This is a genomic window from Cellulosimicrobium sp. NPDC057862, assembly GCF_042797035.1.
Lineage (GTDB): Bacteria > Actinomycetota > Actinomycetes > Actinomycetales > Cellulomonadaceae > Cellulosimicrobium.
The window spans coordinates 218,821-245,431 of record NZ_JBHVMH010000001.1; the positions used below are offsets into that span (position 1 = coordinate 218,821).

General features: G+C 70.8%; 18 protein-coding genes. 7 read left to right on the plus strand and 11 right to left on the minus strand.

Going from position 1 to position 26,611, the window contains the following annotated elements:
* Positions 1–4 precede the first annotated feature (4 nt).
* The gene (locus ACFVN3_RS00900) at positions 5–3,079 is read right to left on the minus strand and encodes a hypothetical protein (protein WP_378229608.1); all 3,075 of its coding nucleotides are present in this window, start codon (positions 3,077–3,079) and stop codon (positions 5–7) included.
* Positions 3,080–3,222: 143 nt separating this feature from the next.
* Between ACFVN3_RS00900 and ACFVN3_RS00905 the strand changes: the two genes are divergently transcribed.
* Complete coding sequence (locus ACFVN3_RS00905) at positions 3,223–5,097, plus strand: DUF262 domain-containing protein (RefSeq protein WP_378229610.1); 1,875 nt, start codon at positions 3,223–3,225, stop codon at positions 5,095–5,097.
* Here ACFVN3_RS00905 and ACFVN3_RS00910 read toward each other — a convergent pair.
* Together ACFVN3_RS00910 and ACFVN3_RS00915 are read right to left on the minus strand one after the other, a co-directional pair.
* On the minus strand, positions 5,078–5,575 hold the full coding sequence (locus tag ACFVN3_RS00910; protein ID WP_378229612.1) for a very short patch repair endonuclease: 498 nt from the start codon (positions 5,573–5,575) through the stop codon (positions 5,078–5,080). The two genes, ACFVN3_RS00905 and ACFVN3_RS00910, sit on opposite strands and share 20 nt — an antisense overlap.
* Positions 5,550–7,142: a DNA cytosine methyltransferase gene (locus ACFVN3_RS00915; RefSeq protein ID WP_378229614.1), complete on the minus strand. Its 1,593-nt coding sequence runs from the start codon at positions 7,140–7,142 to the stop codon at positions 5,550–5,552. The genes ACFVN3_RS00910 and ACFVN3_RS00915 overlap by 26 nt, the downstream gene beginning before the upstream one ends.
* 267 nt (positions 7,143–7,409) lie before the next feature.
* Here ACFVN3_RS00915 and ACFVN3_RS00920 point away from each other — a divergent pair, with 267 nt between their 5' ends.
* Genes ACFVN3_RS00920 through ACFVN3_RS00930 form a run of 3 tightly spaced genes read left to right on the plus strand, consistent with a single transcriptional unit; the run spans position 7,410 to position 13,844 of the window.
* Positions 7,410–8,687, plus strand: coding sequence for a DUF6361 family protein (locus ACFVN3_RS00920; RefSeq protein ID WP_378229616.1), 1,278 nt, complete (start codon positions 7,410–7,412; stop codon positions 8,685–8,687).
* Positions 8,687–10,567 carry a phospholipase D-like domain-containing protein gene (locus ACFVN3_RS00925; RefSeq protein ID WP_378229618.1) on the plus strand — a complete coding sequence of 627 codons (1,881 nt, stop codon included), beginning with the start codon at positions 8,687–8,689 and terminating at the stop codon, positions 10,565–10,567. The genes ACFVN3_RS00920 and ACFVN3_RS00925 overlap by 1 nt, the downstream gene beginning before the upstream one ends.
* Positions 10,557–13,844 carry a helicase-related protein gene (locus ACFVN3_RS00930; protein ID WP_378229620.1) on the plus strand — a complete coding sequence of 1,096 codons (3,288 nt, stop codon included), beginning with the start codon at positions 10,557–10,559 and terminating at the stop codon, positions 13,842–13,844. The genes ACFVN3_RS00925 and ACFVN3_RS00930 overlap by 11 nt, the downstream gene beginning before the upstream one ends.
* On the opposite strand, the gene ACFVN3_RS00935 is transcribed toward ACFVN3_RS00930, so the two are convergent.
* The gene (locus ACFVN3_RS00935) at positions 13,825–16,233 is read right to left on the minus strand and encodes a DUF262 domain-containing protein (RefSeq protein ID WP_378229622.1); all 2,409 of its coding nucleotides are present in this window, start codon (positions 16,231–16,233) and stop codon (positions 13,825–13,827) included. The genes ACFVN3_RS00930 and ACFVN3_RS00935 overlap by 20 nt on opposite strands.
* A gap of 223 nt (positions 16,234–16,456) precedes the next feature.
* On the opposite strand from ACFVN3_RS00935, the gene ACFVN3_RS00940 reads away from it, so the two are divergent.
* Both ACFVN3_RS00940 and ACFVN3_RS00945 read left to right on the plus strand, forming a co-directional pair.
* The gene (locus ACFVN3_RS00940; RefSeq protein ID WP_378229624.1) at positions 16,457–17,083 is read left to right on the plus strand and encodes a DUF6308 family protein; all 627 of its coding nucleotides are present in this window, start codon (positions 16,457–16,459) and stop codon (positions 17,081–17,083) included.
* A 37-nt stretch (positions 17,084–17,120) separates the two neighbouring features.
* Positions 17,121–18,791: an SIR2 family protein gene (locus tag ACFVN3_RS00945; protein ID WP_378229626.1), complete on the plus strand. Its 1,671-nt coding sequence runs from the start codon at positions 17,121–17,123 to the stop codon at positions 18,789–18,791.
* Positions 18,792–19,266: 475 nt separating this feature from the next.
* Here the strand turns inward: ACFVN3_RS00945 and ACFVN3_RS00950 are convergent, their stop codons facing one another.
* From ACFVN3_RS00950 to ACFVN3_RS00975, 6 genes are all read right to left on the minus strand, one after another.
* On the minus strand, positions 19,267–19,812 hold the full coding sequence (locus ACFVN3_RS00950; protein ID WP_378229628.1) for a hypothetical protein: 546 nt from the start codon (positions 19,810–19,812) through the stop codon (positions 19,267–19,269).
* Positions 19,813–19,883: 71 nt separating this feature from the next.
* Positions 19,884–20,999: a hypothetical protein gene (locus ACFVN3_RS00955; RefSeq protein WP_378229630.1), complete on the minus strand. Its 1,116-nt coding sequence runs from the start codon at positions 20,997–20,999 to the stop codon at positions 19,884–19,886.
* A 46-nt stretch (positions 21,000–21,045) separates the two neighbouring features.
* Positions 21,046–21,432: a hypothetical protein gene (locus ACFVN3_RS00960; RefSeq protein ID WP_378229632.1), complete on the minus strand. Its 387-nt coding sequence runs from the start codon at positions 21,430–21,432 to the stop codon at positions 21,046–21,048.
* 123 nt (positions 21,433–21,555) lie between these two features.
* Positions 21,556–21,882 carry a DUF86 domain-containing protein gene (locus tag ACFVN3_RS00965; RefSeq protein ID WP_378229634.1) on the minus strand — a complete coding sequence of 109 codons (327 nt, stop codon included), beginning with the start codon at positions 21,880–21,882 and terminating at the stop codon, positions 21,556–21,558.
* Entirely contained in the window at positions 21,879–22,412 is a 534-nt protein-coding gene (locus ACFVN3_RS00970; RefSeq protein WP_378229636.1) for a nucleotidyltransferase family protein, read from the minus strand. Before ACFVN3_RS00970 ends, ACFVN3_RS00965 begins: the two co-directional genes overlap by 4 nt.
* A 46-nt stretch (positions 22,413–22,458) precedes the next feature.
* The gene (locus tag ACFVN3_RS00975; RefSeq protein WP_378229638.1) at positions 22,459–22,977 is read right to left on the minus strand and encodes a hypothetical protein; all 519 of its coding nucleotides are present in this window, start codon (positions 22,975–22,977) and stop codon (positions 22,459–22,461) included.
* Between the two features lie 186 nt (positions 22,978–23,163).
* Here ACFVN3_RS00975 and ACFVN3_RS00980 point away from each other — a divergent pair, with 186 nt between their 5' ends.
* Positions 23,164–23,796: a hypothetical protein gene (locus ACFVN3_RS00980; protein ID WP_378229640.1), complete on the plus strand. Its 633-nt coding sequence runs from the start codon at positions 23,164–23,166 to the stop codon at positions 23,794–23,796.
* 248 nt (positions 23,797–24,044) lie between these two features.
* On the opposite strand, the gene ACFVN3_RS00985 is transcribed toward ACFVN3_RS00980, so the two are convergent.
* Complete coding sequence (locus ACFVN3_RS00985; protein ID WP_378229642.1) at positions 24,045–26,516, minus strand: OmpL47-type beta-barrel domain-containing protein; 2,472 nt, start codon at positions 26,514–26,516, stop codon at positions 24,045–24,047.
* Positions 26,517–26,611 lie beyond the last annotated feature (95 nt).

The window sequence follows — 26,611 nt, forward strand, 5'->3', positions numbered from 1 at the left end:
TTCCTCAGTTCTCGATCAGGTAGGTCAGTCGGTGCGCCACCTCACGAGACACACCGGGATAGACGAGATAGCCGCGACGTCGCTCTGGCGACCTTCCGGAGTCGAGGACGGCTGCTCGTTGGTACATCCCGGGAAGACTCGCTCCCAGTGGCACAGCGAGGTCGCCGGTCTCCTCCTGGTACGCCAGCAGAGGCTTGCCGCACAGGGCTACGGAGGCGGCGTGCTTCACGAGGTAGACGTCCGCGAGCGCCACGGTTCCGTTCGCGACGTCCGCCTCCGTGCGCAGGAGGTACAGGGAGGCGTACCTGCCGACCCGGTACGCGCCCACGCCGTCGATGCCGACGCCGTCGACCCAGGAGGAGCGCGCGGGGTCGAACGATTGGACGTCCAGGTGTCCCGCCGCTCGCGTCCGCGGGAGAGCGCCGATGACCGTGCTCAGCGCAGGAAGAAGACGAGCGAGCTCCGGTCCGGCGCGCCCGGCCACCAGGACTCCGTCGACGTCGAGCCACTCCAGCAGCTCATCGTCCGTCGCGGTGGTTGCCCAGCGGTCCGGGCCCTTGACCTGCCTGGTGGAGACGACCCGACCCCCGTTGTTCTCGATCGACGCGGTCGCGTCGTCCACCAGCGGCCTGCTCCAGAAGCCGGTGAGGACACGTTCGCTGCCCGTGTCCACGACTGTCGTCGGGCAGACCTCCCACGCGACGGGCGCGAGCGTCTCTGGCGACCGTCGCACCTCGATGTGTCCGAGCGCCTCGAGCGTGCTCGTGAACTCCTTGACGAACACGCGGCTCGGGTCGAGCTGCTGAGCGACACGCTCAAGAACGGCTATCGGGCCGCCGCCGGCGTAGCGCAACGCGTCGAGCGCGACCTCCCAGTCCTCGTCCAGGTCGCCGCCACGGTCCTCGGACGGGGGGAGCGCAGCGACATCGACACGTGCCGTCGCTGCACGAGCCTGCTGACGCTCGAACTTCTTCTTGTTCCGCCAGTAGCTCGAGGAGTATCGCTTCTGCAGTCCACAGCCCTCGCAGACACCCATCGTGGACGTGCTGAGCGGGCGGCCCTTCGAGTCGTACATCGCGGTCTCCAGCTCGAATCGGTGCATGCCCGAGTAGAAGCAGGAGTCCTGGCTCGGCCTCCGGAGGACGACCTTGGTCGCCCTCTCCCGGTCGCGTCCCGAGATCCACCAGGGCTTGCGAGGTGGCTGCGCCGTCGAAGCCTCCGGAGACGTTGGATCCGCGTCGATCACGACGCCTTGCACGACTGGCCCCCTCGCAGAAGGATCACCCGCACCGAGAAGGGAGAGGGGGGCGCTCATCGCATGCTCGATCGTCTCGGCGCGTTCCCAGAGAGAGGCCTCGGGTGTGGAAGACGACCGCAACGAGAACTGCTTGCGAGACAGCGCCGTCTCCCCGGTGCGAAGCTCGACCGCGTAGTCCCCGTCCTCGAGCTCCAGCCCGGCCAGGTCTTGGATGACCGAACCGGAGCCGCCGTCATCCCAGCGCCCAAGCTCCACCTCGTCGTCCCTGTCGTCACCCGGCGCGCCCAGATCGAGAAGACGCACCGAGAACGGCTCGCCGACATCGCTCACCGCGCGCAGCTCGGGAGGCCGTGCCGAGTGCCAACGGTTGCGGAGAGGGCCGGGAAGCGCGAGACCACCTGCGAGCTTGAGCTGGCTGCTGGTCAGCGGGACCAGGGCGCGGACGTCGGTGTGCGCCTGCTCGGCGTCCGACGGCCGCGAGAAGATCTCGACGCGCTGGAGCAAGGTCCAGCCCTCCGGCACCCCCGGCAGCTCCCGAGGCTCCCAACCCGGGCGCGACACCTCAGCCAGGATCCCCTCGACCCGCTGCCGGAGCCGATCAGCGACGAGAACGACCACGTCGTCGCCCATGAGCACCTGCTGCACCTCGACCCAGTCGCCAGTCAGGTCGTCCTTGCGGAAGACGACGAGCCCGCGAGGACGACGACGGATCGTACCGGCGAGCTCGTCCTCCACCTCGAGGACGCCCTCGAGCAGGCTCGCGGCGTCGATGATGCCCGGGTCCTGGAAGCTCATGGCTGCGGCTGAGCTTTGCACGAGAACTAACTTCTCGTCCCGCTCCCCATGGAGCACGACGCTGCGCGACTGCTCAGGGCGGGGCAGGAAGAACACAGGTCGAAGCCTCACCTGCTTACGAGGGAAGGCCGTGATGGACATCGCGAGCGACGCGCGCCCGCGCGGACCGAGACCCTCGGTCTCCGAGTCGATGCCGTCCCACTCGCTCAGCAGCGTCGCCGCGACCTCGGCTACGCGGTCCTGGAGTCCAGACCTGCTCCAGAGCGCTACGAGGTACTTCGTCGCCGGGCTCGGGTTCTGGTCGATCCACGAGCCGAGCAGCGGGGTCAGCTCTGCCGGCGGGAGCTCCGATCGGGGCGCGAGGTCGAAGTCCGAGAAGAACCGCTCGAGGCGCCGCCGATCGGCCTCCCGCACGAGCGCCTGGGAGACCGCGAGGCCGACGAACCGCATCCCCACCGAATACGCGGTCGGAAGCCCTCGTGCACCCCCCACGGTCGTGAGCCAGAGATTGAGGCTCCCCCAGAACGGTTCTGCGATCGTGCGATAGGCCTTGCCGAGAGTTTCGGCCTTACCGCCAAGAAGGGTCGCGAGGCGACCGTAGTAGTTGTTCGCCGACATACCCTCGCCGCTCGCCATGCGTTCGGCGGCAAGGCTGAAGACCGCGAGGAGCGCGATCAAGGGGTTGACGCGCTCGCGATCACCCGTCCTCCACACGGAAAGTCGCTGCCGGTGATGGTGAAAAGCGCGCGCGCTCTCGACCTCGACGGTACTCGCCACCGCGGCCGCCAGCGCCTGCACCACCCCATCTTCAGGTACCCCGATACGCGCAGCGACTCGCGAGAGAACGTCTGCCTCGAGATCCAGGTAGACCGGCGCCGGCTGCTCGGTCTCGGGGAACAGCTCGGCAGCCAGAAGATCGTTCCAACGGTCGTACCCTGCCCAGGCGTCCCTGTCTGGAATCATGCTGCTGCTCCCTGCCACGCTGCACATGTCGGTCGTCCCAACACGTGCACCGTAGTCCGTCATGTCCGTGATCTCGACCGTCGAGGGGGCGAAATCTCCCTGGCGGGTAAGCCAACGCCTCGAGCGGCTGCAGACTCCCCCTCCGTAAGTGGCTACGATCCTTGCGTCGGCGACGGAACCTGACGAGATGGCGAGACGGCGAGATCATGGATTACCTGGGTGGCGAGACTGACGCTGACGACCGTCGCGAGATCGAACGAGCGATCGCTGTAGGGCTTGCATCGTTGTCTGCGACGAGCCCGCACCCGACCGAGGTCGAGCAGTCCGAGGAGTTCACCGAGCACGACGTTCGTCTTGACGACGGCTCCTGGCTCGACCTGGTAGCAGCCGTGCAGGACTGGCTGCGTCTCGACAGCCGTCTCGATCCGATCGCGCCAACGGAGCGCCTCGCGAAGTCTCTGTTCGAGGGCCTCGGCTCCGGCACCCCGCACGAGATGTACACGGTGCACCAGGACATCGTGACGCTCACGCCGCACGGGCTCGACCTTCTCCGCACGCGGGTCGACCGAGCGCTCAACCTTCGTGACGTCTTCCTCGATGCCGTCGAGAGCGGCAGCCGTGCGAGTGCCACCACGACCTGGGTCGAGGCGTGGGACGACACCGTCGACACGACCGTCTCAGGCCCGATCCGGGCCAAGGCCGAAGTGTGGTCGATCCACGACTTCGCCTCCCGGGCAAAGTCGCGAAGGCTCGAGCTCAGTCCCTCCTACCAGCGCGGCGACGTGTGGCCCACCGGCGACTCGCAGCTCCTCATCGAGTCGATCCTCCGAGGGATCCCGCTGCCGTCCGTCATCATCCTGCGTCCAAAGTCGGCGGCGGAAGCGCCCTTCGAGGTTGTCGACGGCAAGCAGCGACTCACGTCGATCCTCCGTTTCATCGGCGCTCACCCAGCCGCGCTCGAGGTCGTCGAGTCAGCGACACGCGAGTACCCAGGGTTCGATCTCGCCCATCTCTTCCGGACCAACTATCCGCAGTTTCGAACGGCGTGGAAGAAGGCGACCGGCGAGGCCTTGACGGCCACTGCGGAGCGCTCCTACTACTTCCCCTTCAAGCTTGCTGCTGGGTCGGCAGGGCTGAGCGGCGATCTCGCCCCGTTGGCAGGCAAGTACTTTCACCAGATCGCCGACGAGTTCGTGCGGGTCGGCGGCGAGCACGTCGCGGTTCGCGACATCTTCGAGGCGACGACGGACTACAAGGTCCCCGTGATCGAGTACACAGAGGCGACGCCCCGCCAGATCCACGAGGTCTTCAGCCTCTACAACAAGCAGGGAAAGCACCTCAACGCGGAGGAGATCCGGAACGCGGTCTACCACGAACTCCTCCTGATGCGTGCCCTCGCGGTATCGGCTGGTGACGGGCCAGGAATCCGCGCCGCCGCATCGTTCCTCTCCCCGGTCTCCTCGCACGTGAGCGCGATCTCGACGTTCCTCTCCGACTCCGGGGTCCCCGACTCTCGTTACCGGCGGACGAAGGTCTTGTCCTGGCTCTTCTCCACGCTCTTCCTCGATTCTCTGAACGACGACGGCGAACCTCGCCGTCTGTCTACCGCGAACCAGATCAATGCGCTCCTGGACCGGGCTCAGCGCCCCGGCGACCCGCTCCGCGACGAAAGGGTCATCAGCGACGCGCTTCGGCTGGTCGCCACGGGCATGCGAGCCCACCGCGCCGCCGACGCGTGGTCGGACCACTTCAAGGACGGCAAGCACGGCGCGCGCTGGCACGACCTCCAGCTCGTGGCAAGTCTGGCTGGGGTCTGCCTCGCTGGCGCCGTTCTGGGCGATCAGGTCGGAGAGGAGCTGCGTCGGCACGAGGAAGAGCTGCGCGTCCGCTCGGCCGCCGAGTGGGGACGCCCCTCCAAGACGCAGACGTCCGTCCAGTGGTCACAGATCGCCAGAGTCGCGATCGGCGTGCTCGACACCTTGGGCATCGATCCTGAAGTGGCAGATCGCGCTGTCAGGGACGGGTACGGCCATTCGACGGCGCGTGCGCTCCAGCTTATCGTCAACGCTGCGGAGAGCTGACCTGCCTCTTGCGCACGCCCGAGAGGACACGCTCGATCTCGGCGGCCACGGCGGACGGCTCCTGATGCTCCCAGTAGCGGAGGACCAGCCATCCCTGCTGCTCGAGCAGCCTGTTCGTGTCCAGGTCTCGCGCGTGGTTCGCCGCGAGCTTGATCCGCCACCACTCGCTGTTCGAGCGCGGTGAGGTTCCGTGCTCCGGACAGCCGTGCCAGAAGCACCCATCGACGAACACCGCGACCCTTGGCCGCGTGAACGCGATGTCGATCGTCCGCCGACGCTGCCCCGGGACGGGAAACGCGACCCGGTACCTGAGCCCGTGCGCATGGAGCACCCTGCGCAGCGCAAGCTCAGGCTTCGTATCTCTCCTGCGCGCACGGCTCATCTTCTCCGAGACACGCGCCGAGGCTGAGCCTGGGTGTGCCGGGACACGCTGCGGACGCGCAGCGACCCCTTCAGGCAGCTCGCGGTTCGTCGTCATCGGTCGCGCCCCCGACGGGGAGCCCCTTCCTGCTGACAACGCCGTGCGCTTCGTCTCCGGCCTCCCATCGGTCGCGCCACGCGTGGCGAGCGCCCTGAAGCCGTGGATCGAGGCCCGCGATCTCTTCGAAGTGCCCGAGAAACTGGGCGAGTGCGAACGCCACCGCCCCGACGTGCACAGCATTGCCCAGCTGCTTGTAGGACGCGCTGTCGGGCTGACTCTTCGTCATGATCTGCGCGACACGATCGGGGAAGCCCTGAAGTCGAGCCGCCTCGAGCGGTGCGATCCGGCGACGCTCCTTACCCAGGATCGGGGTCTGGTTGATCGCGACGAGAGCCGGGGTGTACGTCGCCTTCTTGACCCGGATGCCCGACGGGCGGAGCTGGATCAGGCACTCGTCGAGCGACGAGGCGTCCTGCGCCTGCCACTCGAACTTCTGGCGGCTGCGCTCGAAGGAGAGGACGGTGTCGCCCAGGGTGGCATTGATCTCATGTCGGTAGTCGACGACAAAGCGCTCGTTGAGGTCCAGGAAGGCGTGCTTCCAACCGCGATCATCGGGGTCGTGCGTCGGCCGCCTGCCTTCAGCGTCAGCCCTTTCCTGGGCGAGCCAGCCCTCGTCGAGAACCCCGAGCCAGATGGGGTGCCCAGGGAGCCGCCGGCGGCCGTCGTCTCTCCTGAGCGTGCGACGCCTGACGACTTCACGGACGAAGCCGTCCCACGCCGCGATGGCCGGGCCCTCTTCGCCTACGGCGTACCGGCTGACGTCCCCTAGCCGAGCGTCGCCGACGAGAATCGGCTCACCTCCGTAGAGCGCCAGGGGTGTGGAGCGGATCCGCCACTGACCAGGGTCCCAACCGTCGTACTCGAAGGCCGCAAAGGGCGGCGCCGTCGCGAGGGATGCTCTGCTCTTCCTCGTCCACTCGATGCGCTCTGCTCCGGTCTGGAGATCGTCACCCAGCGCACTTCCGTGGATCGCCATGATGTAGATGCGTTCACGCATCTGCGGCGTACCGCCGAGCCGAGGAGAGATCCTGTGCGGTGAGATGACGGTCGGGTGGGCCGCGACGACGTACCCAAGCTCGTGAAGGGCCCGAATGATCGTCTTGAACGTGGTGTCGCGATGCTTGGGTCCAGCGAGATTCTTCACGTTCTCGAGGAAGACGACCCGAGGCCGCTTAGCGCGGACGATCCGAAGAATGTTGTAGAAGAGGGTTCCTCGGGTCTCGTCCAGCACCCCGTGCTGCTTCCCCGACTTGCTGAACGCTTGGCACGGAAATCCCGCAGCGAGCACATCGTGCTCGGGGAACTCCTTGAGGTCGTCCTGAGCCGCGGGGAGCGCGTCTTCCTCGACGTACGCCACGTCGTCATTGATGTCCTCTGCGAACGGATAGGAGTGACCCCTGCTCCGGTCCGGCTCGATCCACGCCTTCTCGTAGACCTTCCTCGCCCGAGGATCTGTCTCGCATGCGTACACGCAACGTCCACCGAGGTCAGCAAGTGCGGCGTGAAACCCCCCGATACCGGCGAACAGATCGACGAACGTGAACCCGTCCAGTGTCGAGACCAACCTTCCTCCTCCGCCCACGACGCTGCCCGGTCGCGCCGGTCCGGGCAGACCCGACGCTAGCGCGGCAAGCCCGCGGCGCATGCCCTGTCCACAACCGCCCGAGTCCTGGGCGATCACGCGCTCAAGCTACCACCGCCTGCCACACGGAGCTAGCGCACTCGCCATGCCGCGTCAGTACCGGACGCGGGTCCAACTTCACCCTTGCAAGCGTCCACAGACCGACACTTCACTCCTACGCTTCAGTAGCCAGCGTCAGAGGAGGACCACGTGGCGTCATCGTTCGGTTGGCTAGACACCGACCACGCCCAGCGTCGTCGCATGCTCGAGGTCGTCGACCTGTTCAAGGAGCAGGGCACGGTCGACGAGCTGGGGATCGGGTCGATCCGGGACACGTTCTCCGACGCGCTTTTCCCGGGGACGTCGACGCTGCTCACCCGGCTGCGGTACGTGCTGTTCGTCCCGTGGCTGGTGCAGCGTGCGGTCCGTGGCACCTCGACCGTCGACGACGCCGTGCGTCGCCTGCGCGCCGACGAGGTGCGGCTCATCGAGTCGCTGCTCGAGGGCTACCGGGACGAGGAGCGCGGCCGGAACCAGGGCATCCTCGGTCAGACCGCCCGCGCGAAGCTGAAGCGCATGCCGAGCGAGGTCTACTGGGGACCCCTCGGCCGCTGGCACCTGCGCACCTGGGACACGAGCGTCGTCGGGCATCTGCGCCGCGGCTCGGCTCTCCGTGGCGCGGGCCGTGGCCGGACCGAGACGGACGACCCGGGCGCCCGTGACAGGGCTCTGGACGCCGGCTTCGACCTCGCCGGCCTCGAACCTCCCGAGGACCTGCTGCGGTCGACGACCTTCGACCTGCGCCCCGAGGAGGCCGAGGTCCTCCTCGAACGGCTGCGCACGACGACCCACGGTTCGCTGCTCGGATGGCTCCTCGAGCACCGCGACGCCGTCGATCTCGACGCCGCCTCGGCCGCGGAGCTCTCGCTGGTCGGTGTGCCGAGCGACCTTCAATCAGTCGTCGACCACGCAACGCGGTTCAGCCTCGCGATGCACGGTGCCGCGCTCCTGTACAACCTCCTCGTCGCCGAGTCGGCTGCCATCCCGGACGTCGTCGACCACTACCGGGAGCGCCTCGACGACTGGCACGAGGAGCTCGTCGAGACGCGCGCCCTCGACGGCTGGGACCGCGGCGAGCTGTGGAGCGTCCTGACGGCACGCAACGAGCGGATCCCGCTGCCGACCCGCAGGTTCACCGACGCGTGGCTCGACGTCCTGCTCGACGGCGACCGCGTCGAGGACTCGTCGCGAGCACGCGACCTCGTCGCCCAGCGGGAGCGTGGCCTCAAGGGCGGACGCGCACGACTCACAAACAGATCGGCCCGCGAGGCGTGGAAGGGTGAGTCCGGCACCGGACTGCTCGACTACCGGTGGGGCGTGACCCGGCGGCTCCTCGACGACCTCCTGTCCGCTCTGCCCGACCCCCCGAGCACCATTCGACGTGGGCAGCCGACCGACGCGCTCCTCACTGCAAGGACCCCCGCCTGATGCTCACCCCGGATACCCGCGTCCTGCTCACCGACGCCCTCCGCCCGCCCGTCGGCCTGCGCGTCGACGCCGCGATCGCCACGACGTACTCGCTCGACCTCACCGCGCTACTGCTGGGTCCCGTGACGTTCGCGACGCTCGACGCGAGCGCCCAGGTCGATGGCGACGACCTCGCCGCGACCGATCCCATCGGCCTGCTCGAGGCCGTCCAGCGCTACAGCGAGCTCACCACGGTCTTCTGCCAGGCCGGCGGGATCAGCGTGCCGGCGTCGTACCGCTCGGTGCTCACCTTCGTCGAGGGGGCCGTGCACCAGGTCATGGCCCCGGCACCGGGTCGGTTGTTCCATCCCAAGTCGTGGACCCTGCGGTTCGTCGACGACGACGATGCGTACCGCCACCGGTTCGTCGTGCTCAGCCGCAACCTGACGTTCGACCTGTCCTGGGACACCGTGCTAGTCCTGGACGAGGACGAATCGGCCGCCGAGCCGGTCGCCCCCGCCCCGATCAGCGCTTTCCTGCGCGCTCTCCCCCACCTGGCGACGTCCCCGCTCCCCGAGGACCGCGCCGCGCAGGTGGAGTCCGTCGCCGCGTCGGTCGCGAACGCGCGGCTCGCCCCGCCCACACCGTTCCGGAGCGCCGAGGTCCTGCCCCTCGGGCTCGACGGTGTCCCGACGCCCTGGCCGTTCCCCGACGCCGCGGACCGCGTCCTCGCGGTGAGCCCGTTCCTCGACGCCGGATTGCTCCGCAGGCTCCCCGACGCGGACGACCGCACGCTCGTCTCCCGCGCGGAGACGTTCGACCGGCTGGGCACCATCCCGCTCGACTGCTGGGCGACCCGGACCCTGTCGTCAGCGGCCGAGCGCGACCCGTCCTCGGACGACGGCGCCGCCTCGTCGGGCGACCCCCGCTCGACCGCCGGTCCCGTCCGCGAGACGGATCGCGTCCGCGACGGTCTGCATGCCAAGACGGTCGTCGTGGACTCCGGTCGAGACAGCACGACGGTCACCGGAAGCGCGAACCTCACCACGGCGGCATGGGGCGGGAACGTCGAGCTGGCGGTCGCCCTGCAGGGCCGCACCGCCGACGTCGGCGTGCGCGCCACGCTCGACGGTGCGAAGGACGTCCCGGGCTTGGCGAAAGTGCTGGACGCGTTCGCGCCGCGCTCGCCCGAGCCGGTCGTCGACCCTGCCGAGTCCACCGCCCTCGACATCGACGACTTCCACCGGCGTCTCGCCGCGTCCCGACTGCGCGCAAGCCTCACCACGGACGACGCGGACGGCAGCGACGGCGATCCCACGGCGCGCCTCGTCGTCGGGACGCACGGCCTGCCCGAGCCGGTGCCCGGCGCCACCACGGTCACGTGGCCGGTGACCCTGCCGGCCGACCTGCACGCACGGCTGTTCCACGAGGGCGCGGACGTCGCGTGGGAGGGCCTGAGCCTTCGTGCCGTCACCCCGTTCCTCGCCGTGGAGACGACGGCCGGGACGGGTGACGAGCGTGCGACCCGGCGCTGCGTCGTCGTGCTCGGCCTGGACGGTGACGTCGCCGAGCGGCGGCACGCCGCGGTCCGCGACGCCCTGCGTAGCCGGGACGACGTCGCGCGCTATCTCGCCCTGCTCCTCGCCGACCCTGCGGCGGCGTCCCCGTTCGCCACCGGTCCGGTCGGCGACCCGGCCAGGGCTTCGTGGGTCGCGCCGGGCGGCCCGACGCCGGACCTGTTCGAGCCGCTCGTGCGCGCGGTCGCGCACGGCGACGAGGCTTTGGACCGCGTCGCGCAGCTCGTCGACCGGTTGACCGAGATGCCCGACGGCGACGACCTCGTCCCCGAGGGGTTCGCCGAGCTGTGGACCGTCGTCGAGGAGGCGCGCCGTGCCCGCTGACCGCCACCCGCACGAACGGCCGGACGTCGACGACGTCCTGCGCCACCTCAAGGACTTCCAGCGACGCACCGTCGACCACGTGCACGCGCGCCTGTGGGACGACACCGACCCGAGCCACCGCTTCCTCGTCGCCGACGAGGTGGGGCTCGGCAAGACGCTGGTCGCGAAGGGCGTCATCGCCAAGGCCGTCGACCAGCTGTGGGACGCGGTCGACCGGATCGACATCGTGTATATCTGCTCCAACCAGCAGATCGCCCGCCAGAACCTCGCCCGCCTCACCCTCCGCGGGCACGAGCCGCTCCACGCGGAGCGCCTCACCCTCATGCCGCTCGTCACTGGCGAGCTCGCGGGCAAGAAGCTCAACTTCGTCTCGTTCACCCCTGGGACGTCGCTCCAGGTGACGAGCGGCGGCGGGCGAACCCTCGAGCGCGTCGTCATGTACTGGATGCTCGCGCACGGGTCACAGGACCTCGACGTGCGGCCCCGACGCTGGCTCCAGTTCTTCCGCGACTCCTCCAGCCTCAAGAACTTCACCGCGGACGTCGAGCGCTTCCGACGCCACCGGATGCACGAGCTCGACCTGGACTTCGCTGCCGAGTTCGCCGAGCAGCTCTCGCGCGCCCCGGGGCCGCACGGCGGGAAGCTCCTCGACGAGCTGGTCGAGTGCGTCCAGGAGTTCAACTACCTGCGCGGGAACCCTGCGAAGGACCTCTCGCGCCGACGGTCGAGGATCATCGGCGCGATGCGCGCCACCGTCGCGCGGCTTGCGATCGAGCGGCTCGAGCCCGACCTCGTCGTCATGGACGAGTTCCAGCGCTTCAGCGAGCTCATGCGGTCAGACGCCGAGAGCGAAGCAGCAGAGCTGCTGCACTCCCTCGTCAGGTACGCGGGCACGGACGGCACCGCTGTGCGCACCCTCCTGCTGTCCGCGACGCCCTACAAGATGTACACGCTGCCCGACGAGCCCGACGGCGAGGACCACTACGGCGACTTTGTCAGCACGGTCGAGTTCCTCGCCGGTGCCGACCGCGCGGCGACGGTGCGGGCAGGGCTCGCGACGATGCGCGAGGGGATGCTCGCGCCGACCGACGAGTCCGCTGTCGCGCGGGCGGTCACGGCGCGCGACGCCGTCGAGCACGAGCTGCGGCGCGTGATCTGCAGGACGGAACGCCTGGCGGCGACGCGCGAGAAGGACGGCATGCTTCGCGAGGTCCCGCTCCCCGGCGTCGAGGTCACCGCGGGCGATCTCCTGGACCACGCGTCGCTCGACGACGTCGCCCGAGCCGTGCACGCGGCGTCGGGCGCGCAGCGCCAGGACATGCTCGAGTTCTGGCGCTCGACCCCGTACACGCTCAACCTCATGGACCGACGCGCGTACAAGGTGAAGACCCTGTTCGACGACGCCGTCGCCGCGCACGCGCCGGCCGTCACCTCGGCGCTCGCGAGCGCACGGGGACTGCTGCCGTACGACGTCGTCGAGGCGTACGAGCGCCTCGACCCGGGCAACGCCAAGATGCGCGGCCTGGTCACCGACGTGCTCGACCGCGGGGCATGGCGGCTCGCGTGGCTCCCGCCGTCGCTCCCGTACTACGAGCCCGCCGGCCCGTTCGCCGACCCGGCGCTCGCGCGGTTCACCAAGCGGCTCGCGTTCTCGGCCTGGAACGTCGCGCCCAAGGCGATCTCCGTCGTCGTGAGCTACGAGGCGGAGCGTCGTGCGGCCACCGCAGCGAGCGGCGGTCGGCGCCGGTACGGCGACCCAGCGCCCACGCCGCGCCTGCAGTACCGGATCTCCGAGGGCCGACTCGACGGCATGCCGACGTTCCTCCTCTCCTACCCGTCCGTCGCGCTCGCCGACGCGGGCGACCCGTTGCGGCACGCGCGGGCCGCAGGACGTCGACTGGCCCGCGGCGAGGTCGACGCGGCCGTGCGCGCCGAGGTGGAGTCGATGCTCGCGTCCCTGCCACCAGGTGACCCCTCGCTGCGTCCGGGTGCCGATCAGCGCTGGTACTGGGCGGCGCCGCTCCTGCTCGACGCCGCACGCGGGGCCGAGCAGGACGGCTTCTTCGACGTCCTCGGCCACGACGAGGACGCTGATGAGCCGGACGGCGCCGGGCACGCCCGGGCGTTCGAGCGGCACGTCGCGGCCGCCCGCGAGATCCGCGCGGACGAGCTCGGGGCGCGACCCCACGACCTCGTCGACGTGCTCACCGTCGCGGCGCTCGCCGCCCCTGGGACCTGCACGCTGCGCGCGCTCGGGCGCGCGGTCGGTTCCGCCTCGGACGCCACACCCGAGGGCTGGTGGGCGTCGGACGCCGACGTCCGGGAGATCGCCTTCGGGATCGGCGGCGGGTTCCGCTCGCTCTTCAACCGTCCCGAGACGCAGTCGCTCGTGGACGCGGAACGGGCCGACGCCACCCGGGACGACACCGCGTACTGGCGCTCCGTGCTGGACTACTGCGCGGACGGTGGACTCCAGGCCGTGCTCGACGAGTACGCCCACACCCTCGTGGAGTCCGAGGGGCTCGTGGACAAGACGGTGCACGAGCGCGCCGCGCGGATCGGGGAGGTGCTGCGCGGCGCACTGCAGCTGCGGACGCCGACGTCAGCCATCGACGACATCCGGGTCGCCGATGGGCAGGTCCACGTCGAGGACCGACGGGTGCGCACGCACTTCGCCGCGCGATTCGGACGCGGCACCACGGACGAGGGCGCCGAGGTCCGCGAGGAGCACGTCCGTACGGCCTTCAACTCACCGTTCTGGCCGTTCGTGCTGGCGTCCACGTCCGTCGGGCAGGAAGGGCTGGACTTCCACACGTACTCGCACGCCGTCGTGCACTGGAACCTGCCCGGCAACCCCGTCGACCTCGAGCAGCGCGAGGGACGGGTCCACCGGTACAAGGGGCACGCCGTGCGCAAGAACGTCGCGCAGCTGTACGGCTACGTCGCCTTCGCCTCGACCGACGCCGACCCCTGGGCCGCCGCGTTCGACGCGGCCTCACAAGACCGCCCCGACGGAGCGACGGAGATCTTCCCCTCGTGGGTGTGCGCCGCGCCGGGCGGAGCCGCGATCGAGCGCTACGTCCCCGCGCTGCCTCTGTCAAAGGAGGCGTCGCGCTACCGACGCCTCCGCCGGACGGTCGGGGCGTACCGCAGCGTCATCGGCCAGGCGCGCCAGGAGGACCTGCTCCGGCTCGCCGGCGACGCCGACCTGTCGTGGGCGCACATCGACCTGGCGCCGGATGCAGTGCTTCCGACGGTCAGTCGCCGCGACCCGTGAGCTCGTCACGGAGCACGCTCAACGGGACACGTCCAGTGCCACGGTCGATCCGCCAGTACGACCATCCGTTGATCGCATGCCCCGCGACGGCGATACCGGCCGCTGACAAGCTCTCATACTTCCGGTCACCCAGATCGATGAGGCCGTCGGCACCGACGCTTGCGACCACGACACCTCCTCGCGCGTACAGCCGGGCACCGGGCGCAATGAGCCCCGCGTCGAGGAGGTCGCCGAGAGTCGTCCGGCTCCCCCCACGCCGCCGGCGTGCGTCCGGGCGTCCCTCGACCGTCGCCGAGACGTTCTCAGCGTCTCCAGACCCGAGGAGATCGGGGCCGTCCGTGCCGGCGTCGTCGCTCCATCCCAGGGACATCGCGAGCTCCGCGGCACTGATGCGCTGCGCGGCGTCGGCGCGGCCGAGCGAGTCGAACCGGACGCCCTCCGTCTCCAGCAGAGCCCTGGGCGAGACGGTAGCGTCGCCGGATGGCCACCGGAAGCCCGGAGACACGGTGCCGCCTGCCTGGAGCACCCGGTAGGCGTACGGCTCGTCACCGGCCGCGAGTCGGGTGCCGAGGGGTACAGGCGCCGTACCAGCGAGGGCGGCGACGTCACCGTAGGTGGTCCACCGGCCCGCGGGAACCTCCGCGAGGATCTCGCCGAGGCGCCGCCAGATGCCGGCCGCCCGTTCCCGATCGTCCACGACGACGATGCCCTCGTCCGGTCCCGGCCAGAGCTCGATGATCTGAGCCGCCAGTGCCTCGGCCCGTCGGCGGATCTCGGTGAGGTTCCAGGCCGGTAGCGACGCGACAGCCCGGTTCATCGCAAGTCCGCTGTCGCTCAGGAGCGACCTCTTGTGCGCCCACGGACGGTTGCTGAGCTCCGAGTTGTAGCCGGTCAGCGTCAGGTTGCCGAGCGTGTGCAGAGCCGCCTCGACCTCCGGGTCGGTGCCCGAGAGCGGGATGTCCAGCGCTGTCCGCCACTCGGTGGTCAGCGATTGGGGAAGGAGGTGCTCGATCGTCAGACCCTTCGGGTCCACCATCTCCTTGCCGGCGAAGGACTCCTCGATCCAGAGCAGGACGAGCTTCTGCTGTGCCTTGCGCCCCTGCCAGTAGAAGGGCACGCTGTGGACGGCCTCCCGCACCTGGGCGTCGGTACCCCAGTGCTTGCGTCCGGTCGAGAGAGACGTCTTCAGGGCCGCGACGACATCCTCTCCCTGAGCGACGTCAGACACGGCACCGAGAAGGGCACGGTTGAGGTTTGCGGTGGCACGACCGATGACCACCCGCCGCACGAGGTAGCTCTCCACGAGTCGAAGTGCTTCCGCGACGTCGCTGCTGCTCGCCGTCGCGTCCGCGCGTCGGGCGAGGAGTTGGAGAACGACGGGGTAGACCGTCGTGGTCCCCCACGCTCGAAGTCGCTCCAGGCGTCTGCGGACGTCGCGATCCGCCTCTCGCGTCGGCTCCAGGGCGATCGCCAGCAGTGACCCCAGCCTCGCGATCCGCCGGATCTCCGCCTCGATCTCCGCTTCGCTCGTGAGGCGATCGAGACGCGTCTGCTGCCCGACATACGTATCGCTCTGTTTCGCGCTCTCGTCTCTCTGGACGAGGTCCAGCCAGAACAGGAACTCCAGTCGGTCAGGGGGCAGCGCGTCTTGCAGGGGTACCCAGACCGACTCGTAGACGGCTTCTGCCCGTGAGGGCAGGCGCATGAAGAGGTAGTTGCGCAACAGGTCGCCCTGGGTGAGCCGAAGTCCGGTGTTGTTGAGCGACTCGAAGATGCGGTGCGCGTTGTCGCCCGGCTGAGCCGTCACGACCACGAGCGCCAGGCCGCGCAACACCGCCTCTTCGATCCGGTCGAGGTCGACGGGATCCTCTGGGTCGGCGACGGTGCTGAGGCGTGAGCGGAAGAACCGGTACGCGGCACCGACGTTGTCCTCACCTCCCGCTGTGGGTGTCGCGCGGATCGCCGCGAGGTAGGCGGAACGGTCCTTCTGGGTCGGCAGGAGCTTCGTCGGTTGGTCTCTCTCGTACCGATTCACCAGGTACTGGTCGTCGATCCGCGCGCGGTGGTGGTCGCCCTCGACAGCGACGCGATGGTCACGGAGCGCCGCCAGGAGAAGCGTCAGAGTAGTCAGCCGCTGCTGTCCGTCGACGACGAGGTAGCGCTGCAATCCCACCGGCCCGGCGTCCGGGCTCGACGCGAGGACCAGCGACCCGACGAAGTGGGTCGCGGAGGGGTGCTGCGTCCGGTCCGCGGCGAGCTGCAGGATGTCGCGCCAGAGCTGATCGAGCTGGCGTTGACCCCACGAGTAGACCCGCTGGTAGAGCGGAACCTGGTACTGCCGCTTTCCCTCGAGCACGCCCTCGAGGTCGGTCTCCTTTGCGCTGACCACGTATCGCTCCGTTCAAGTGCCGGCACCGCTCGCAGCGGTCGACTGCTGCTTTGTCCAGGTGCACGCTATCGACTGGTCGAGACTCGTGGACCCACGGATGTCGACGTCGACCCGGCCATCCGCTCGTCAGCTCGGCGTGCCGGACGCCGGTCACGTCGGAGCCCCCACCGATTTCACCCGCCGGCACCCACGGAAGTGCTCACTCCGCCCCTACGCTCGCGGTGTGACGTCGACGCTCACCGTGCCAGAGATCCTGACCCCACCCTTCCGGGCTGATGCGGTCTCTCTTCTGCGCAGCTACTTCGGACCAATCTCCGGCGCCACAGGATGGACCGGGTCTCGTTTCGAACGGTTCGCCGGCGGTGGTGACGGCTCCGACGTCGCGGACAGGTTCACCGCTGCCGACCTCGTCGCCGTCACACTGCTCTCGGTCGACGTGCCGGCGCGGGGAGCGATCGATCTGCTGGAGACTCGGGCGGACGAGTTCTCTGCCCTCCTCACCGAGATACCCACGGACCTCGAGCTGGTCGACGTCGTCTCGATACCCGAGAGCTGGGCACCCACGCGCCTATGGACGGCGCTCCGCGACATCCGTGGCATCGGATGGGTTACCGCAGGAAAGCTCGTCGCGCGCAAGCGCCCGTTCCTGATCCCGGTGTACGACACCGTCGTCCAGGGTGCGGTCCGGCCCACGGGGTCGTTCTGGGAGGCGCTCCGGGTCGCGCTCCGCGCCCACGACCGCGCACTGCACCGATACCTCGTCGAGCTCCGCGACGAGGCGGAGATCGGAACGGACATCTCTCCCTTGCGCGTCTTCGACGTCGTGGTCTGGATGGCTTTCCGTCCCTGAACCTGAAGTGGACAACCCGCACCTCGAAGGGCGCACGATGCTGAGCTCGCCTGGCCACGTCTTCGTCGTCAACGGGCGGCTGGAGACTCTCGGGTGGGACGCGGTCGTCATCCCCACGGATGCGTCGTTCAGCGTCCGCGGCCAGTGGCGCCCGGCGGCAGGGCTCGACCGAACCGAGGACTGGCGCGCGCTGCGGCCCGACGGCTGGTCGCGCGGAGCTGCCGGTCCGGCTGCGCGGACGACCCTGCGGCAAGCCGACGTGTGGTTCGTCGACGTCGTCGCACACTCCCCGCACGACGCTGCACGCGCGGCGCGGCGTGCGGTGGAGGGCGTGGCGCGCCACGCATCGGAGCGGCTGCGCGCGAACGCGCACCATGCGGGACGTGACCTTCCGCTGGTCGCCGTGCCGGTCCTGGGGACCGGTGGCGGTGGGCACGGCGCCTCGCGCGGGGCCCTTCTGCACTCTCTCGTCACCGAGCTGGGCGTTGCCGCGGAGACCGAGGGTGTCGACGTCGCGATCGTCGCCGTCTCCCGGTCGGACTACTCGGCGCTGCAGCAGGTCCGCCGGGACGTCGGCGTCACCTCTGCGCTTCCCCGCGACCTGGTCGACCGAGCGCGACAGCTCGCAGTACCTGCCGCGCGCGGCGATCTGGCACTCTTCCTCGGCGCCGGGGTGAGCATGGGCGCCGGCCTTCCCTCGTGGGGTGGGCTCCTGACGAACCTGACCGCCATCCCGGAGGTGCGAGCGACCCTCGACGGCATCGACCCCACCGCGCTGTCCGCGCTGGAGCAGGCCGAGCTGCTCCAGGTCGTCCTCGACGAGCACCACGATCCGCGCGCCCTCGGTCGCCATGTCGCCGCGATCATCCAGGCGACCGACGCGCGACCGTCGCTCGCCCACGCGCTGCTCGCCGGTCTGCGGGTCCGCGAGGCGGTGACCACGAACTACGACCGCCTGTACGAGGACGCGGTCCGCGCATCGGAACCGGCACCGGAGAGCGGCGACCCGCACGACGTCCTGTCCGTCCTGCCGTGGGGTCGCGTCCACGGCGATCGGCCCTGGCTCCTCAAGATGCACGGCGACGTCCAGTACCCGGAGACCATCGTGCTGTCACGAAGCTCGTTCGTGGGCTACGACTCCCGCTGGAAGCCGGTCGGCGCGGTCCTCCAGTCGCTCATGATGACGCGGCACCTCCTCGTCGTTGGTGCGTCCATGACGGACGAGAACGTCCTGCGGTTCGCCTACGAGGTCGCCGGTCTGCGCGAGGACCTCGCACCCAAGGTGCCGGCCCACCGGCAGGCGGGGGTGCTCGGGACGGTGCTCTCGCTCGAGCACGCGCCGGCATTCGAGCGGTTGTGGCAGGGTCGCTTCACGGTCGTCCCGACTGCTCCTGACGAGGACCGACGCCCGCTCGGCACGGAGGCGACCGACGAGGAGAGGTCCGCCCGCCGCCGTCGGGCGGCCCGATCGCTCGCACTGTTCCTCGACACGCTCGCCCTGCACGCCGAGGGAGAGGCGGAGCACCTCCTCGACGGCCGCTACGCCCCTGCCCGCGGCGGAGACCAAGCCATCGTGGTCGACAGGCTGCGCGCTGCCGCCGCGGACGCACGACGACTCGCCGCCCATGACCCCGCGTGGCGGGCCGTGGCGGACTCGCTGGCACGATTCGGCGCATTCGAGGGACCTGCCGAGCACGGGCGCAGATGACACCGCCGTCCTTCCCTGAACGGCATCGAGGCAACTCCGGTCCGCGTCGATCCCGCCCGCTCGAGGTGTGCATCGAGCGGCCCGACGGGGCGGTGCCAGCAGGTATCGCTGACCGTCGCACCGCACTTCGACCTCGACGAGACCGAGGCGTCGAAGGCGATGCGGGGCGTCCTGGCGGCAACGGAGGGTTGGCGCAGCGTCGCCGCGCGTCACGGTGTGCCCGACGCCAAGGTCGACCGATTCGCGACATCCCTCGACACCGCTCGAGACCGGCTTCGCCGCATCGCCGAGTAGACATCGTCGAGCAGACACGAGCTGTCCCCTCCCCCGCCGGACGACCTCGGCGATCGGCGAGCTCGCGCTGACACGTCATCTGTGCGAGGCGCAGTCGACGTCGATATCGACGTCAAGGTGTCCGACGTCGATATCGACGTCGCACACCCCCTCGGGCACCTGGAAGCCCCGAGATCCGAGGTCAGTCGCAGCTGTCGCAGAGAAGAGTCGCCGGGAGCTGCATCGAGCAGGTCGGACACATGACGACCGGACGCTCCGCGCCGCCAGCGCGCACCGCACCGCCCGCTGCCTGCGCGAAGGTTGGCATCTCGTGGCGCCGGTAGCCGCCCTCGTCGAGGCGCACGTCGACGAACCCTCGGTTGAAGTAGGCGGAGGCCAGCCGTCCGTCCAGGTGCCCGACCCCGACGTACGACCGCGACTGCGGGGCCCAGACCTTGGTGAAGTCGACCGGACCGGCGATGTCTCGCATGAGCTGCCGGTTCTCGACGGGGAACTGCAAGGCCTCGAACGCCGCGTCGAGCGAGGCGTACTCCGTACGCCCGACACCGTGGATCTCCTTGTCGCACTCGCTGCAGAGCTCCAGATCGGCGCGGTCGCGGCCGTCCGCCTCGACGAGCTGCGACAGTTCCGTGGCCTGCAGATGGCTGCACCCGAGAACGTGCAGCTTCCCGCGGCTCTTCGTCCGGTACAGCTCCGCGCGTGCCACCAGCTCGTCCTGCTCGTTCATCGTTCTCCTCGATCGAAGTTCCGCGCGCCGGGCGAGCCGCACCCCGTGACCCACCCCGCGCCGTCGGGCACTCAGCGTGCGACGGTGAACCCGCCCAGCGGGCCGGCCACGGGCTGCACGTCGCTCGTGTAGCAGTAGAAGCCCTCGACGGGCGCGCCATCTGCGCGGAACGTCACCTTGTAGACCTTCCCGCTCTTGCTCGCGACGACCGTCCATGGCAGCGAGCCACGGGTCGTCGCGTCGACGAGCTGCTGGAGCGCGGCGCGTGTCGTGTCGGCGTTGAGCGACACCGGGACTCCGTGGACCGTCGCCCAGACCACGGCGCGTCCGCCGTAGGTTCCGACGTCAGCAAGCGTCTCCGCACCCGACGCCAGCACGGATCGCAGGTGCTGCAGCAGCGAGCGCTCGTCGAACGGGTCGTCCTTCGTGCCGCGCGGCTGCGGGACCACGGGCGGTGCGGTCGGGCCGGTCGGCGGCAGCGGAGCCGCCCCACGGGGAGCAGCGGTTCGACGTGCCGAACCTCGCGACGCGGAGCCACCGGCCGCCGCGCGGTCCGCCTCGGTGTACGCGGCGTGCTGGTCGCGCGCAGCGCCGGGTGCCGCGCCGGCCCACACGGCGCCGCGCATCGCCGCCATGCTGCGCGATGTCGCGGCGTACGCCTGGTCGACGTTGGCCGTGTCGTACGTGAGCGACCGCTCGCGCTTCACGCCGAGCGAGGCACCGACCTCGATGGCGTCCTGGTTGGCGCCCATGTAGAGGAACGTCCAGCCGAACTGCTCCTCGCGCTCGGTCACGAGCGCCTTGATCGCCGCGTGCGTGTACTCCTTGGACGCGTTCTCGAGGCCGTCGGTCATGATCCCGACGATCACGGCGCCGGGCCGCTGCTCCTCGGGGAGCTGCGCGATGCGGAGTGCGGTCGTCTGCACGAGGCGCCCGATGGAGTCGAGCAGCGCGGTCATGCCGCGCGGGCGCAGGTCGAGAGGCGGGACCTCGCGCACGTCGAGGTCGGTGTAGACCTCCTCGTACTCGTTGTCGAACTGCGCGAGCGTGACCGTGCAGCGGCCGGGCGCCTCACGCTGCTCGGTGAGGAACAGGTCGAAGCCCTGCTCGGTGGCCTGCTTGATCGACTGCATCGAGCCGGACCGGTCGAGCAGCATGGCGAGGTGGGTGAGGGTCTGGTCGGGCATGGCGGTTCCCTTCGTCGTGCTGCTGGACGGACGGCGTGGCAGGTGGTCAGGTGCGGCGGCGGAACCTCAGCGGTTCGACGGCGGTCGTCGGCTCGGGCGGCGGCGTCCCCCGCTCGCGGTCGTAGCGGGCGCGCGTGACGCCCTCGGCGGAGACGCGGCCGTCGGGGCCGGAGTAGCCCGCGAGCGCCGGGGTTCGCGCGAGGCGCGGAGGCACGGTGTTCGGCGCGACGCCGGCTGCCTCGGCGACGGACCGCATGGACGACCCGGCGAGCAGCGCCTCGGCCATCGCCTCGTCGAGCGCGACGTCGAGCAGCGCGCGTGCCCGCGACAGCGGCTCGACCGCCTCGCCCGGCGCGGCGGTCGACGCCTCGTCGAGCGCCGAGCGTGCGGCGTCGAGGCGAGGTCGAGCGTGTCGCGACGGGTCCGTGGTCATGGAGCGACGTTATGCGCAGTAACTGCACATGCGCAAGAGGTGCGCGCACATCGTGCTCGCACCCACCGCTGAAGACACAGCCCGGCGCCGGAGCACCATGCTCAGCCGGTGAGGATCGAGCGCTCAGCCCCCCGCCGCGACGCCCCTCAGGGCGGCGGCGTACCCGCCGAGATCGTTCTCGACGGTCGCGCGCACGATCTGCGGGTCGACCGTCGCATACCCGTGAGCGATCCTGTTCCGCGTCGCCCAGATCACCGGCCAGGTCGCACCGAACGCGACTGTCCGCGCTTCCTCGCTCAGGCGGGACGCCGCCTCGATCGACGCAGCAAGACGCAGACAGACCGCGTCGACGACGACCTGACGACCCCACCCGCCCTCGGCCACGTGGTGGCCGATCATCGCGAGGTGCTCGAGCGCGTCACGCGCATGGTCGGCGTCGGTCCGCCTCACAGGGGGATCGCCTGGACGGTGGCGCGCACCTCCGGCCGGAGCGATCGCTCCGGCACGACGTCCACCGCGCGACCCAGGATCTCTTCCAGCTCGAGCTGGAGGGCGGCCAATCCCATGAGACCCACCGTGTCGTCCACGTCGACGAGGAGGTCGACGTCCGACTCGGGCGTGTCGGTGCCCGTCGCGACCGACCCGAACACACGAACGTTCCCTGCTCCGTGCCGAGCAGCCGCAGAGACCACGGCGTCGCGCTTCCCTCGCAGCACGGTGTCGAGCACCGTCGTCGGCCCCGCGCTCGCCCCGGTCTTCGCCGTGGCACCGGGCTCGGCCGCCCGGTCGAGCAGTCGCTTGATCTCCGGCTGACTCCTCCCGAGGCCTGCGGCGATGCGCCGCTGGCTCCATCCGAGCTCAGCCGCCTGTCGCGCACCTCGCTCGAGCGTCGCGCTCGCCTCGTCGCGCAGGGCACGTGCCCTCGTGGCGAGCCCACCGAGATACGCCTCGAACGCAGCCTCGACCGACGACCCTTCCATCGTTCCCACCTCCGATAGCAGATGCTATCGGATCGTCGCCCGCTCGTCACCCGCTCGCGGCGTCCCGCAGGATCCGCAGGGCCCGGGGCCCGACCCCGTGCAGGGCGAGCAGGTCCGCGTCGCCCAGCCGGGCGACGTCGGACAGCGTGGCGATGCCCGCGCCGGCGAGCGCGCGCGTGGCGGGCCGACCGATGGCGGCGGGGAGGTCACCGACCGACCCCGGCTCCGCGCCGTCGGCCGCGAGGAGGGCCGCGGCCAGGCGCCGGGGCGCACGGGCGAGCCACGCGCACCGCACCCAGTGGTTGGCCTGCTGTCCGTCGAGGTCGGGGAGGGGCACGCCCGCACCGAGCACGTGGTCGCCTCGCGTCCACCGGCGCGCGGTCGGATGCTCGGCGAGGACGCACGCGACGTCGTCGTCCGTGAGGCGGAGCTGCACGACGTCGTCCCGCGTCACCGCCGCGAACCGTCGCCCGCGCACGGCGAACGTGACCGCCCCGGCGGGCGCGTCCTCCGCCGTCTCGGGCAGGGCGAGCGCGGCCGCACGGACCTGGGCGAGCGTCGTCATGGCGCCACCCTGCCACGCTTCCCCGACCCTCCGCCCGGGCGAGCATGCGGTCACGGACCTTCGACCATGGGGTTGTCGACCGGTTGCGCCACGAGACGGTCGCCAACCCCATGCTCGGCGGGAGCGTGGTGGGACGACGGCGGCGCCGTGCGCGGCACCGGTCCAAGGCCCGGCAGACTGTCCTCCGTGAGCAGCCGCCCGCCCCGTCCCCCGCACCGGCCGAGCATGGTGTGGACGGCCGTGCGCGGCGGGGTGCGCGGACGCGAGCGCCTGACGCCCGTCGTCGACTACCTCGCGGTGCTGCTCATCCTGATCGCGCTGTTCGGCGGGTCGGTGTGGTTCGCCGTGTGGCTCCTGCGGAACGACGAGGGGCTCGCGGCGGCCTTGATCGGCATCGTCGCCCTCGCCTTCGGCGGCGGGCTGGTGGCCTACGTGCGCGGACCGTCGAAGGCGGCGGTCGTGCTGCGGCCGCACGAGGTCGAGCTGCCCGTGGGCGGCGCGGAGGTGGTCCGCGTCGTCGTGCGGTGGGACGACGTCGCGGCCGTGCGGGTCGTGCCGGGCGAGCGGCGCCCGACGCTGCGAGTCGAGCTGCGCGACGGCGCGCGGGCCCGGCACGCCGAGGGCGAGGACCTGCTCCAGGTCCGCCCGGCGAACGGGCCGGACCCGGACACGGTCGACGTCGCGGACGCCGAGGCGGTCGCCCGGGTCCTCCGACACCTGCTGGACCACCCCGAGGACCGTGCGCGCCTCGCGCAGCGCGGCGGGGTGGGCATCGTCCTCGCGTTCGCGCGCCCGGTCTACGGCGACGCGCCCGCCTGACCCGGGCGCCGACGTCGGACCGCCCGCCGCCTGACGCCAGCCCGCCTAGCACGCCCTCACGCGCCGTCGAGCACGGCATGAAGGTCGCCAGACGCCCGATAACGACCTTCAGGTCGTGTTCGGCGCGGGGGGCGAGCGGTCGGCGGCACGGGTGGCCCGGGCACGACGACGGCCCGAGCCCGCACGTGGTGGGTGCGGAGTCGGGCCGTCGTCGATCGGACTGGTTCGGTCGGACCGTCAGGCGTCGGTCAGCGGCGACCGATGTCGGACAGCTCGGCCGCGGCGATAACGAGCTCGCGCTCGGCGTCGTCGAGGACGCCGTCGAGGACGAGGTCCTCGGTCACGAGGCTCACGTGCTCCACGAACTCGCGGTGCGTGGAGTACTCGTCGGTCTCGGCGACGTGGTCGTTGACCGTGCAGCCGGTGCCGTCGTCGTAGTTCTGCACCGTGCTGTCGTGGCCGTCGATGACCACGGTCGGACGGATGTCCGACCCGACGCATCGGTCGCGGACGAGCTGCAGGACCGTGAAGGTCACCTCGCCGTTCGTGACGTTGCCGACGCCGTCGACCGCGCGGTAGCGGACCACGTGCTGGCCGTCGGCCGCGAACGCGACCGGGGCCGCGTAGCGCTGCCACGCGCCGTCGTTCGCCTGGAACTCGATGCGGTCGACGCCCGACTCCTCGTCGACCGCCGTGAGCGTGACGCGCGCGCTCGCGACGAAGTCGCCGTCGCGGGTGCGGCTGCCGCTGACGCCCGCCGTGACGACGGGGCCGTCGGTGTCGCCCGGCTCCTCGCCGCCCGCGATGACGAACGAGACCGTCTGCGGGGCGGACACGTTGCCCGCGACGTCCGTCGCGCGGTAGGTCACGGTGTGCGCGCCCGGGGTCCGCACCGAGATCTGCTTCGAGTAAGGAGTCCACTCGCCGCCGTCGACCTGGTACTCGACCGAGGCGACGCCCGAGTCGGCGTCCTTCGCGAGCAGGCGGACGAAGACGGTCGAGAGGTACTCGCCGGCCTCGTTCTTCTCGCCGCCCATCACGCGGTGGTCGACCGTGGGGGCGACGGTGTCGCTCCCGTCGCCCTCGACCACGGAGAACGTGACGCTCGCGGCCTCGGAGACGTTGCCCGCCTCGTCGGTCGCGCGGTACGCGAGGGTGTGCTGGCCCGGCTCGTCGACCACGACGGCCTCGGTGTACGGGGCCCAGCCCGCGCCGTCGAGGTCGTACTCGACGGACGCGACGCCCGAGCCGTCGTCGGTCGCCGTGACGAGCACGGACGCGGAGCCCACGTAGGCACCGGACTCGTCCTGCGTGCCGCTCACCTCGTGGGCGACGGTCGGGGCCGTCGTGTCCTCGCCGGCGTCGGCGACGACGACGAACTCCGTGACGGTCTCCTCGGAGACGTTGCCCGCGGCGTCGGTAGCCCGGTAGACGAGCGTGTGCTCGCCGGGCTCCTCGACGACGATGGGCTCGGTGTACGGGGCCCAGCCGGCACCGTCGAGGTCGTACTCGACGCTCTCGACGCCGGACGCGTCGTCCGTCGCGGTGAGCGTCGCCGTGGCGGACCCGACGAACGCGCCGTTGTCGTCCTGCTCCCCCGTGACCTCGGCGGTCACGGTCGGGGCGGTCGTGTCCTCCTCGCCGCCCTCGACGACCGTGAAGGTCACCGAGCCGACCTCAGACACGTTGCCCGCGACGTCGGTCGCCCGGTAGGACACGGTGTGCTCGCCGAGGTCGGTGAACGGAACCGTCGTCGTGTAGGGCAGCCACGCGCCGCCGTCGACCTGGTACTCGACCGACGCGACGCCCGAGCCCTCGTCCGCGGCGTGGAGCATGAACGCGGCGGTGCCGACGTAGGCGCCGTTCTCGTCCTGCTGGCCCATGAGCATGGGCTCGACGGTCGGGGCGGTCGTGTCCTCCTCGACGTCGCCCTCGACGACGGTGAACGTCGCGGTCTGCGCCTCGGACGTGTTGCCCGCGACGTCGGTGGCCCGGAACTGCAGGGTGTGCGCACCGACCGCGTCGACGACGAACGGCTCGGTGTACGCCTGCCAGCCCGCGCCGTCGAGGTCGTACTCGACACCGGCCACGCCGGAGCCGTCGTCGGTGGCGGCGAGCGTCACCGTCGCGCCGCCGACGTAGGCGCCGTCGCCGTCCTGCTCGCCCGTGACCTGAGCGGTCACGGACGGGGCGGTCGTGTCCTCGCCCCCGCCGCCGTCGGTGACGACGAGCTCGCCCCACATCTCGCCGTGCCCGGGGATGGCGCAGAAGTAGCGGTACTTGCCGGGCGTGAGGTTCACCTGGACCTCGTGGCGGCCACCGTTCGCGTCGAACGGGCTCGCGAGGATGTTCACGTTGACGTCGTGGTTGTACCCGGGCGTCGAGGTGTCGAACGTGAGCGTGTGGCTCATGCCGAACGTGCTGCCGGTCGCGATGCTGTTCTCGAAGACGAACGTCGCGGGGCCGGCCTCGGCCGTGGCCGGGAAGGCCTTGTAGTCGGTCACGCTGTTGTCCGCGGTCCAGGTGAGGACCTGCGCGGCGGCGACGGTGGCGTCGGCGGCGGACACGACGGCGGACGACGCCGTCGCCGGTGCTGTGGGGGTCGCCGAGGCCGGGGCGACGGTGAGGACCGTCGTCGCGGTGAGTCCGGCGACGGTGGCGGCGAGGAACCGCCGCGCGCCGCGGCGGCGGGAGCCGCCGGGACTGGTACGTCGTTCCATGAGGGTGCACTCCTCCGGGGGTGTCTGGGGTTCTGTCGGGCTGGTCGGGCTGGTCGGGCGCGGGTCGGGCGGGCCGTGCGGCCCGCCCCGAGGGC